The sequence below is a fragment of the Enterobacter sp. PP-008-ECC_S150 genome, assembly GCF_045257065.1.
GTDB classification, from domain to species: domain Bacteria; phylum Pseudomonadota; class Gammaproteobacteria; order Enterobacterales; family Enterobacteriaceae; genus Enterobacter; species Enterobacter chengduensis.
On the sequence record NZ_JBJHHG010000008.1, the window covers coordinates 177,693 to 188,596 of the forward strand.

Annotated in this window: 10 protein-coding genes and 1 tRNA gene; 5 read left to right on the forward strand and 6 right to left on the reverse strand. The window is 56.7% G+C overall.

Annotation, left to right across the window (positions count from 1 at the left end; all coding sequences use genetic code 11):
• Positions 1–6 precede the first annotated feature (6 nt).
• Genes citC through ACJBF3_RS11410 form a run of 3 tightly spaced genes read right to left on the reverse strand, consistent with a single transcriptional unit; the run spans position 7 to position 3,285 of the window.
• The gene (citC, locus tag ACJBF3_RS11400; protein ID WP_045329308.1) at positions 7–1,029 is read right to left on the reverse strand and encodes a [citrate (pro-3S)-lyase] ligase; all 1,023 of its coding nucleotides are present in this window, start codon (positions 1,027–1,029) and stop codon (positions 7–9) included.
• 13 nt (positions 1,030–1,042) lie between these two features.
• Positions 1,043–1,906, reverse strand: a complete 864-nt coding sequence (locus ACJBF3_RS11405; protein WP_045329310.1) for a fumarylacetoacetate hydrolase family protein — start codon at positions 1,904–1,906, stop codon at positions 1,043–1,045.
• Positions 1,907–1,923: 17 nt separating this feature from the next.
• Complete coding sequence (locus ACJBF3_RS11410; RefSeq protein WP_045329311.1) at positions 1,924–3,285, reverse strand: 2-hydroxycarboxylate transporter family protein; 1,362 nt, start codon at positions 3,283–3,285, stop codon at positions 1,924–1,926.
• Positions 3,286–3,630: 345 nt separating this feature from the next.
• Here ACJBF3_RS11410 and ACJBF3_RS11415 point away from each other — a divergent pair, with 345 nt between their 5' ends.
• Positions 3,631–5,256, forward strand: coding sequence for a sensor histidine kinase (locus ACJBF3_RS11415; protein WP_045329312.1), 1,626 nt, complete (start codon positions 3,631–3,633; stop codon positions 5,254–5,256).
• On the forward strand, positions 5,246–5,938 hold the full coding sequence (locus ACJBF3_RS11420) for a response regulator (RefSeq protein ID WP_045329313.1): 693 nt from the start codon (positions 5,246–5,248) through the stop codon (positions 5,936–5,938). Before ACJBF3_RS11415 ends, ACJBF3_RS11420 begins: the two co-directional genes overlap by 11 nt.
• An 86-nt stretch (positions 5,939–6,024) precedes the next feature.
• Here ACJBF3_RS11420 and ACJBF3_RS11425 read toward each other — a convergent pair whose 3' ends face one another.
• Positions 6,025–8,160 carry an ornithine decarboxylase gene (locus ACJBF3_RS11425; protein WP_045329314.1) on the reverse strand — a complete coding sequence of 712 codons (2,136 nt, stop codon included), beginning with the start codon at positions 8,158–8,160 and terminating at the stop codon, positions 6,025–6,027.
• Between the two features lie 181 nt (positions 8,161–8,341).
• Here ACJBF3_RS11425 and ACJBF3_RS11430 point away from each other — a divergent pair, with 181 nt between their 5' ends.
• From ACJBF3_RS11430 to ACJBF3_RS11440, 3 genes are all read left to right on the forward strand, one after another.
• Entirely contained in the window at positions 8,342–9,055 is a 714-nt protein-coding gene (locus tag ACJBF3_RS11430) for a DUF554 domain-containing protein (RefSeq protein WP_045329315.1), read from the forward strand.
• Between the two features lie 95 nt (positions 9,056–9,150).
• Positions 9,151–9,226, forward strand: a tRNA-Phe gene (locus tag ACJBF3_RS11435).
• 336 nt (positions 9,227–9,562) lie between these two features.
• Complete coding sequence (locus tag ACJBF3_RS11440; RefSeq protein WP_045331884.1) at positions 9,563–10,045, forward strand: Hcp family type VI secretion system effector; 483 nt, start codon at positions 9,563–9,565, stop codon at positions 10,043–10,045.
• A 24-nt stretch (positions 10,046–10,069) separates the two neighbouring features.
• Here ACJBF3_RS11440 and ACJBF3_RS11445 read toward each other — a convergent pair whose 3' ends face one another.
• Positions 10,070–10,387, reverse strand: coding sequence for a DUF1493 family protein (locus ACJBF3_RS11445; protein WP_045331886.1), 318 nt, complete (start codon positions 10,385–10,387; stop codon positions 10,070–10,072).
• Positions 10,387–10,833, reverse strand: a complete 447-nt coding sequence (locus tag ACJBF3_RS11450; protein WP_406545067.1) for an STM2901 family protein — start codon at positions 10,831–10,833, stop codon at positions 10,387–10,389. Before ACJBF3_RS11450 ends, ACJBF3_RS11445 begins: the two co-directional genes overlap by 1 nt.
• Positions 10,834–10,904 lie beyond the last annotated feature (71 nt).

The following is a 10,904-nucleotide window of genomic DNA, read 5'->3' on the forward strand; positions in this document are numbered from 1 at the left end:
TGGTAGTTAAGCGACTTCCGCACTCGCACGGTAATGCGTTTCGAGATGCGCGAAGGTGGAGTCCGGGACTATTTCCCGGATCCGGGAAAACTGCTGTGTCTTCAGTAAGCGGCGCACTTCGGACGCCGATATGGCGTTGCCGGCGGCCTTGATGCGCGGCATTTCCACCACCTCGATATGCGAGGCCAGCAGGTCGTGCAGCGTCTGGTTGTACTGACGGGTGATGTCGCAGAACGGCTCCGAACCGATGAAGCGGTGCGTGATGCCGAGCGCCGGGGCAATAAAGTCCCGGAAGATCAGCACGTCGATCTCGCTCCACGCCTGCTGCACTTTGCCGGTCTCCTTGAGGAAGTAGGCCGGGAAGGTGGCGCGGGAGATGATGTACTGCGAACCTTCATGCACCACCACGTTCGGCAGGTGCGCCACGCCCGAGCGCACCATCTCGAGGCGCGCGCTGAACGGGAAGAACGACGCGTCTTCACGCACCACGAACAGGTGCAGGGCATCGCAGCGCGCCGCCGCCTGCTCCACCAGATGGCGGTGGCCGAGGGTGAACGGATTGGCGTTCATCACGATGGCGCCAATGTTATCCCCACACCTGCGGTTCGCGCGCAGAGAGCGGCAGTAGCGCTCGATCCCCTGCGGGGTGTTCTCCATCAGCACCGCGTTGTTCCCGCTCTGGGCAATCGGCCAGAAGCCGCTGCGGGCAAAGCGTTCCCGGTTGCACGGACGGGTACAGAGGAAGAGGTGAAAATGGCCGCGCTCCAGCGCCGCGTGTTCCACCTCGGCCAGCAGCCGGGCGCTGAGGTTCTCGCCGCGAAGCTGCTCGTTGACCGCCACGCATTTGATGACGTTGGCGGCAAGCCCTGCGCAACCCACCAGCTGCGAGCCGGACCAGGCTTCGACGAACAGCGTGATGTCGTTGTCCAGGCCAAGGCCGCTGTCTGCCAGCAGGTAACGGATCTGGCTTAAGCGTTCCGGATGCTTCGCCACGAGGGTGTGGCGAAAATCGATGGGTTGCGAGTGCATGCTGCCGCCTTACTTAATGTGCTGACGCGAGCCCGACGGCTGGCGCTTCCACGATCACGTTGCTCAGATGACCGATATGCTCGATCTCCACCTCAATGCGATCGCCCTCCTTCATAAACAGCGGCGGGTTACGCTTTTTGCCCACCCCGCCCGGGGATCCGGTGATGATCACGTCGCCCGGGCTTAAGCGGGTAAAGGTGCTGATGTACTCGATCAGCTCCGCCACCTTGTGGATCATGCTGCTGGTGTTGTCTTCCTGCACCATGCGGCCGTTCAGCCAGGTGCGGATTGCAAGCCTGTGCGGATCGGGGATTTCATCCGCCGTCGCCATCCACGGCCCAAACGCGCCGGTCTGACGCCAGTTTTTGCCGGCGGTGAACCAGGTGTGCTGCCAGTCGCGGGCGGAGCCGTCCATGTAGCAGCTGTAGCCCGCCACGTGGCGCAGGGCGTCGTCGCGGCTGATGTTCTCCCCGCCTTTACCGATGATCACCGCCAGCTCGCCTTCGTAGTCGAATTCGCTGGAGTGGCGCGGCTTCAGCACCGGCTCATTGTGGCCGGTCTGGGAATCCGGGAAGCGGACGAACAGCGTCGGGGCCGGGTTATGCTGGTCAAACTCCTTGCGCTTGTCGGCGTAGTTCATGCCCACGCAGAGGATTTTTTCCGGCTGCTCAATCACCGGTAAGAAGGTGATGGCGCTCAGCGGCACGTCCACCGCGTCGTTCAGGTAGCGGGTGGCCTGCGCCAGCCCGTTGCCCTGCAGCAGCGCCTTGAGGTCGCCGTAGCGGTCGCCCAGGCGGCGGCCTAAATCAATCACGCCGTCGGCCTGAACGATGCCGTAGCTGCGTTTTCCCTGGTATAAAAAGCTTGCGAGTTTCATTGTTCTTTCCTGAAAACTTAAACGAGGAAGTTGCCCAGAATCAGCAGTGAGATAGAGACGTTAATCGCCCCGCCGATACGGGTAGCAATCTGGGCGAACGGCATCAGGCTCATGCGGTTGCCTGCGGTCAGGATCGCCACGTCGCCGGTACCGCCCTGGCCGCTCTGGCAGCAGGAGACGATGGCGACATCAATCGGATGCATACCAATCTTTTTGCCGACGAAGAACCCGGTCGCCACCAGCGCGGAGACGGTGCTGATAATCACCAGCAGGTTGGTCAGCGTGAAGGCGGCCACCAGTTCATGCCACGGGGTGATGGCCACGCCAACGGCGAAGAGGATCGGGTAGGTCACCGAGGTCTGGAAGAATTTGTACACCACCTGAGAGCCTTCCAGCAGGCGCGGAGAGGCGCCGTTGCAGAGCTTCACCAGCACCGCCATAAACAGCATGCCGACCGGTGCAGGCAGGCCAATCAGCTTGTGGCCGAGCATGCCCAGCATGTAGAGCAATACCGCCAGCAGCGCGCCGGAGGCGATAGTGGTCACGTCCGCTTTGCCGGAGAACGCGGGCTGAGAGACGGTGGCATCGGCATTCGCGCGGTTAGGCATCAGCTGGCCTTCTCCGGTCAGGTGCGGGTAGCGTTTACCGAGCTGGTTCAGGCAGCCGGAGATGATGATTGCCGTCAGGCCGCCGAGCATCACCATCGGCAGCACGCGGCCGAGCGCCACGCCCTGGTCCATGTGCAGCAGGGTGGCATAGCCGATGGAGAGCGGGATTGCCCCTTCCCCCACGCCGCCCGCCATGATCGGCAGAATGATAAAGAAGAAGATCTGGAACGGCTCAAGACCCAGCGCCAGGCCGACGCCCATCCCCACCAGCATGCCGACGATTTCACCGCACAGCATCGGGAAGAAAATGCGCAGGAAGCCCTGAATCAGCACCGTGCGGTTCATGCTCATGATGCTGCCGACGATAATGCAGCAGATGTAGAGATAGAGAATGTTGGTGGATTTGTAGAACTTGGTGGTGGACTCGACCACCACGTCCGGCAGCAGGCCGTAGTAGACCAGCGCGGAAGGGATAAAGGTGGCGCAAATCGCCGCCGCGCCAAGCTTGCCGACAATCGGCAGGCGTTTGCCAAACTCGCCGCAGGCGAAGCCGAAAAAGGCCAGCGTGGCGACCATGACCACGATATCGCTCGGCAGTTTTCCGCCCAGGCAATCAATCGCAATCAGCACACCCGCCAGAACGAACAGCGGCAGAGGAATAATCCCGATTTTCCAGGTATCCATAATATGCCACCAGCGCTCTTTGAGCGAAGGTCGCTGAATTTCAATCGGGTCGTGGGTAACAGAGAAAGAATCGTCAGTTGTGCTCATAATAAGCCCCTTGGTTATTTTGTGCGTTCAGCTTAGAGTCACAAAGGCTTACTTTATGTGAGGGATGGCATATTAAAAGCGAAGTTTTAATGGCAGCTATGGTTTTAATGGTTTCTTTTATTTAATGTGATTTATGCCTTATTTATTGCCGTGGTTTTTATGGTTTCTTTTCCGAACTGAACAAACAAATAACATTTATTCGTGCAGCCTGAGATGCGCTCCACCTCGGGACAACGCTTTTACAACGCCCGCTGTGCAAGGGATCACAAGTTTTCGGCAAAGCGGGCGTCCGCGCGAAAAAAGATGATATATTGGCGATCTTTGTCGCTACCTTGCGTGATAGTTATGAAAGTCTCTTTCCAGATCAAGCTGTTTATTTCGCTGGTTGCCTTTTTTTCAGTGCTTTTTGCGCTACTGGGAGGATATTATTATGCCGATGTTGGGAAACAGCTTTATCAGGAAATGAGCACGCGTGCCAAAATACAGGCGGAAGAAATTGCGCTTATTCCAACACTGCGTAATGAAGTTGAACAAAAGAATATCATCGCCATCCATGATTTTATGCAGAAGATTTCTGCACACAGCGACGCCAGCTTTATTGTGATTGGTGATAATAAGGGCCAGCATCTTTTTCACTCGGTGTTTGCCGACAGAGTGGGCACCACGCTGGTGGGCGGCGACAACGAAGACGTATTGCAGGGTAAAAGCACCACCACCATCCGCAAAGGCGGATTGGGCATTTCGCTGCGCAGTAAAGCCCCCATCTTCAACGCTGCCGGACAGGTGGTCGGCATCGTTTCGGTCGGCTATCTCACCAGCTACCTGGACACCATTACCGTCAGTAAGGTGGTCAATATCCTGATTGCCGCCGTGCTGTTGCTGATCGCGCTTTTTATCTTCTCCTGGTTCTTTACCCGCAGCATCAAGAAGCAGATTTTCTCCCTTGAGCCGCGCGAGATCGGCCTGCTGGTGCGCCAGCAGAAGGCGATGATGGAGTCTATTTATGAAGGCGTGATTGCCATTGACGATCAAAGGCGGATTGAGGTCATCAACCAGGCGGCGCGCAAGCTGCTCGGCCTGAGCCAGCCGGCCCGCGAGCTGCGCGGGCAGCTGATAAGCCAGGTGATCGATCCGGTCCCGTTCTTCGATACCCAGACGATGCTGGCGAAGGATACCCATGACGAGATTTGCCGTTTTAACGATCTCACGGTGATTGCCAGCCGGGTGCACATCATGCTTGAGGGGTCGCTGCAGGGCTGGGTGATCACCTTCCGCGATCGCAACGAGATCGACTCGCTGAGCGCCCAGCTCAGCCAGGTCAAACGCTATGTCGACAACCTGCGCATTATGCGTCATGAGCAGCTAAACCGGATGACCACCCTCTCCGGCCTGCTGCATATGGGCCGCTATGAGGAAGCCATTGGCTACATTCAGGCGCAGTCGGAACACGCTCAGGAGCTTTTGGACTTTATTTCGTCGCGCTTCAGCTCCCCGACCCTGTGCGGCCTGCTGCTGGGGAAAGCCGCCCGCGCGCGGGAGAAAGGTGTCGAACTGTGCTTTGACCCGGCCTGTAGGCTGGACAGGCCGTTTCTGCCGCTGGGGGAGCAGGAGCTGATTTCGATTATTGGCAACCTGCTGGATAACGCCATCGAAGCGACGCAGCGGTCGCCGCTCCCCCACGCGCCGGTAGAGGTGCTGATAAAGCTCAGCGAACAGGAGCTGATTATTGAAGTGGCGGATCAGGGCGTGGGCATTCAACCGGCGATCCGTGAGCGGATATTTGAACGCGGCATCACCACCAAAACGCGCGGCGATCATGGGATTGGTCTGTATCTGATCGAAAGCTATGTCACGCAGGCTGGCGGCGCGATAGAAGTTGCCGATAATACGCCGCGCGGCGCCATTTTCTCCTTGTTTATCCCGGCCGCGGGAACCGCCCGGCAACTGGAAGACACCGACTATGCAACATGAACTTATCGACGTACTGATCGTTGAAGACGAGAACGAACTGGCACAGCTGCACGCGGAGCTGATAGGCAAACATCCGCGCCTGAGGCTGGTGGGCATTGCCTCTTCGCTGGCCGCGGCCCAGGCGGAGCTTGCCAACAAACAGCCGCAGCTGATGCTGCTGGATAACTATCTGCCGGACGGAAAAGGGATCTCACTGGTCAACGACCCCATGCTGGCTCGCGCCAACTGTTCGGTGATTTTCATCACCGCCGCCAGCGATATGGACACCTGCAGCCAGGCGATCCGCAACGGCGCGTTCGACTACATCCTCAAACCCGTCTCCTGGAAGCGGCTCAGCCAGTCGCTGGAGCGGTTCGTGCAGTTTTCCGAACAGCAGCGGGTCTGGAAGATTGTCGACCAGCAGAACGTCGATTCGCTGTATCAGCTCCAGGCGAAAAACTACCGCCAGGACAACGGCAGTAAAGGCATTGAGGAAAATACGCTGGCGCGGGTGCAGGCGCTGTTTAACGACAAGGCAACGCACTGCTTTACCGTGGACGAGGTGGTGAGCGAGACGGGATTAAGCAAAACCACCACCCGTCGCTATCTGGAGCACTGCGTGGAGGCCGGTTTTCTGACGGTGGAGATGCTGTACGGCAAGATTGGGCATCCGAGGAGGATGTACCGCCGCGCAGAAGCCTGATGCAGTATTGTAGGCCCGGTAAGCTTGCGCCACCGGGCATTTCGCCGGGTGGCGCTAACGCTTACCCGGCCTACGTTCGAGAGAGTCTACTTTAGAACATACCCATACAGCCGCTTAATCCCGTCGGGATCCTTCTCGCTGTAAACGCCCTGCAGCTCCGGCGAGAAGCCCGGCAGCAGGTTGATGCCCTCTTCCAGCGCCAGGAAGTAACGCTGTACCGCCCCGCCCCAGACTTCACCCGGCACCACGCACAGTACGCCAGGCGGATAGGGCAGCGCCCCTTCGGCGGCAATGCGCCCTGCGGCATCCCGGATGCGAACCAGCTCCACGTCGCCGCGAATATAGGCCCGGTTTGCATCCTGCGGGTTCATCACCACCTCAGGCAGGCTCTCCTTGCGGAACATCGCCTTCTGCAGATCCTTCACGTCGAAGCTGACGTAGAGATCGTGCATCTCCTGGCACAGCTGGCGGAGGGTATAATCCCGGTAGCGCACCGGGTATTTCTGAAAGATCGTCGGCAGCACATCCGCGAGCGGCGTATCGTCTTCAATATGCTGTTCAAACTGGCCCAGCATCGCCACCAGCTGCGCCAGCTTCTCGCGGCTTTCGGCGGGCGTCAGCAGGAAGAGGATCGAGTTAAGGTCGCACTTCTCCGGCACGATGCCGTTTTCGCGCAGATAGTGCGCCAGAATCGTCGCCGGGATCCCGAAATCGGTGTACTCCCCGGTTTCGGCATCGATGCCCGGCGTGGTCAGCAGCAGCTTGCACGGGTCGACAAAGTACTGCTCGCTCGCATAGCCTTCAAAACCGTGCCATTTGGCCCCCGGCTCGAAGCTGAAAAAGCGCAGCTCGCTGGCGATGGCGTGCGTCGGATGATCCTGCCACGGCCGCCCCGCCACCACCGGCGGGATAAACGGTTTGATCATATGACAGTTGGCAACGATCGCCTTACGCGCCTCAATGCCCAGCTCCACGCACTCCGCCCACAGCCTGCGTCCGCTCTCCCCTTCGTGGATCTTGGCATTCACGTCCAGCGCGGCGAACAGCGGATAAAACGGGCTGGTGGAGGCGTGCAGCATGAACGCGTTGTTCAGCCGCTTGTGCGGGCAGAAACGCGCCTGACCGCGAATGTGGTTATCCTTCTTATGGATTTGCGAGGTTTGCGAGAACCCGGCCTGCTGTTTGTGCACAGACTGGGTCACAAAAATGCCCGGATCGTTCTCGTTCAGCTCCAGCAACAGCGGGGACGTTTCCGCCATCATCGGAATAAACTGCTCGTAGCCCACCCACGCGGAGTCAAAGAGAATGTAGTCGCAGAGATGGCCGATCTTGTCGATCACCTGACGGGCGTTGTAGATCGTCCCATCGTAGGTGCCAAGCTGGATGATCGCCAGGCGGAACGGACGCGCCTCGTCGGCCTTCTCCGGCGCCGCCTCGCGGATGAGATTGCGCAGGTACGCGTCGTCAAAGCAGTGGTCGTCAATCCCGCCAATAAAGCCAAACGGGTTACGCGCGGCCTCAAGATACACCGGCGTGGCGCCCGCCTGAATCAGCGCCCCGTGGTGGTTGGATTTATGGTTATTGCGGTCGAACAGCACCAGATCGCCACGGGTGAGCAGCGCGTTGGTCACCACCTTGTTGGCCGCCGACGTGCCGTTCAGCACGAAGTAGGTTTTGTCCGCGTTGAACACCTTCGCCGCGAACTTTTGCGCGTGCTTGGCGGACCCTTCGTGGATCAGCAGATCCCCCAGCTTCACGTCGGCATTGCACATGTCGGCGCGAAACACGTTCTCACCGAAGAAATCATAGAACTGCCTTCCCGCGGGGTGCTTTTTGAAAAACGCCCCGTGCTGGTGGCCCGGACAGGCGAAGGTGCTGTTGCCCATCTCCACATACTGGCTCAGAGTGTCGAAAAACGGCGGCAGCAGATTCTCTTCGTAACGGCTGGCAGCGGTCTCCAGCTCCAGAAACTCCTGAGCTTTACCCGAGATGACCGCGGTGGCGCCGTCAGGCACGTCCGTTGGCTCCTGCGAGAAAATAAACACCGGTAAGTGGAAGCCCGTGCGTTTCAGCAATGCAAGGATGCCGCTGCGGCTTTCAGCCGTTGTGATGACGACGGCCGCCACATCGGTAAAATCCGTGCTGTCCAGCGTCACCTTTTCACGGTGCGTAGACACGGTTAAGAGCAGCTCGCGGCTGACGGCGATTTTCATGGTTTTCATAAGCGCAATTACCCTCACCGGGCGGTGAGACAGGGAGGAGAAAATTCGCGCAATAATGTCACCTTTTATTTTGAGGTGCAAGAAGGAATCAGTATGCACTGATATCACCCAAAGCTAAGGCCCGCGCGGCGCTGACGTGCCATAATAATGCAATATCAATGATTAAATAACAGGAGTTAACGTGGTTATCGGGCCATTTATCAACGCAGGAGCCGTACTGCTGGGCGGCGTGCTCGGCGCCGTGCTGAGCCAGCGGCTGCCGGAGCGTATTCGCACCTCCATGCCCTCAATATTCGGCCTGGCATCGTTAGGGATCGGCATTCTGCTAGTGATCAAATGCGCCAACCTGCCCGTGATGGTGCTCGCCACCCTGCTCGGCGCGCTGATTGGCGAATTCTGCTATCTGGAAAAAGGCATTAACGGCGCGGTGAGCAAAGCCAAAAACCTGATAGCCCGACCGGGCAAGGCGAAACACGGCACGCATGAGACGTTTATTCAGAACTACGTCGCCATCATTATTCTGTTTTGCGCCAGCGGCACAGGGATTTTCGGCTCAATGCAGGAAGGGATGACGGGCGACCCGAGCATTTTGATTGCAAAAGCGTTTCTTGATTTCTTCACCGCCACTATTTTTGCCACCACGCTCGGCATTGCCGTTGCCGCGATTTGCGTGCCGATGCTGCTTATTCAGCTGGCGCTCGCCACCTGCGCCACGCTGATTCTCCCGCTCACCACGCCGGCGATGATGGCAGACTTTACGGCCGTCGGCGGCCTGCTGCTGCTGGCGACGGGGCTGCGCATCTGTGGGATCAAGATGTTTGCCGTGGTGAACATGCTGCCCGCGCTGCTGATCGCGATGCCGCTCTCCGCGCTCTGGACGCACTTTTTCGCTTAAGGATGCGGCGAAATGGTGAGAGATTGCGCAGTCTGTAACGAAAACAACATTTTTCGTTGACGCCACGGGGCAGATCGGGTTTAATGCGCCCCGTTGCCCGGATAGCTCAGTCGGTAGAGCAGGGGATTGAAAATCCCCGTGTCCTTGGTTCGATTCCGAGTCCGGGCACCACTATTTAAAGAACCCAGCCTATGGCTGGGTTTTTGCTTTTGCGCTAGTCCAGCAGTTCAATCCTTCCCCTTTTGTTCTTAGCCAATACGGTGGCTTAAGTCTGGTATTCCACCCGTTCATACAGCAAATCACTGACAAAGTATTAAGCTTCCAGCGTCAGACTTTCTTTTTAATTTTTGGTTAAAAAATATCAAGTCATTGTCTTAAAAAACAAAGACAGGCCGTAAACATGATCTGTTTTGAACTTCTATACCAGCTACGCGTATACGCACGCTTGCCCGAATGGTCTGCGAAAGCAGGATGGAGATCCACACGCAAAAAGGAAGGAATATTCGAATGGCTATACCGGCTTATCTATGGCTGAAAGACGATGGTGGTGCGTTGATTAAAGGTGGAGTTGATGTTCAAAACAGAGAATGCAGCATTGAAGTGAAAGGTTTTCACCATAACCTTATGATCCCAACGGATACCGCAACCGGTAAAGTAACCGGTACGAGACTGCACTCGCCTATGTTGATCATTAAGGAATTCGATTGTTCAAGCCCATACCTCTATAAAGCCGTTGCGACTGGTCAGAGTCTGGTTTCTGCAGAAATAAAGTGGTACCGGATTAACTACTCTGGTCAGGAAGAAGAGTACTTCAACATGTTGCTCGAGGGCGTCCGGATAGTATCAATATCCCCTGCAATGGCTACTGGCGATAACCCTAACGAAAACCATATGGAAACCGTCGAACTCAGGTACGAGAAAATCACCTGGAAGCATAATGATGGGAACATCATCTTTAGCGATGCATGGAACGAGCGCCAATCGGCGTAAACATCATAAGGGGCTTTCAGCCCCTTAGTCATATAGCCAGCGTCCGACTTTTGCCGACTCAATAATCATTTTGAGGGTTAGCGGCTTGTACTGCCGATCGCGGAATTTTTTTCTGAGCCGAAACTGAAACCAAAACAGCTCCGGTTCAAAATAATGGTCCATAACAAAGTTGCTGTACTCAATGCCATAGCGGGTGAAAAGGTCAAGCAGCATGTCTTCAAGATCTTCAGGTACGAGATTGAAATGCTCCTGGAAGGTCCATTCTTTCCTTGCCGGAGTTTTACGGTCACTATAATTCTCAGTGATGTAATCTAGTAATTCTTGCTCATCAGGAAGCAACATCAGAAGTATGTCCAGCCAATACGATCTTTAGGTCGCGCGATGAGGTTGTACTTGCTTCTCGTTTCTCTGGCAACCGTAATAAAAATAATCACCGCCTGAGTATAGCCAACATACGGAACCGCCCGCCCTACTGCTGCCCCGACCTTGTTTGTTAGACGTGTCTTACCCATACCAATGGTGGTTTCGACCCTTATGCCATCGGGGAAACGTGCTCCCTTTAAAATACGCCGTGCAACTTTCGAGGCAATACTTGTCCGTGATCCGGATGCCCCCAGGACCTTTCGCTTAGGCAGAAGGGGTTGCCCAGCCAAAATGGTTGCAGCAGTCTCAACCGTCACGCCCATATGATTTGCAAGACCTTCAGCAAATATGAGCAAAAATAGCTCCTGCGCTGTTACGTTAGGGAAGGTGCGAACAAGTTCCTGATATGAGATCATCATATTCATCCGGAGCGCATCCCAGAGGGACATCATGAGCCATCAACTCACCTTCGCCGATAGTGAATTCAGCACTAAGC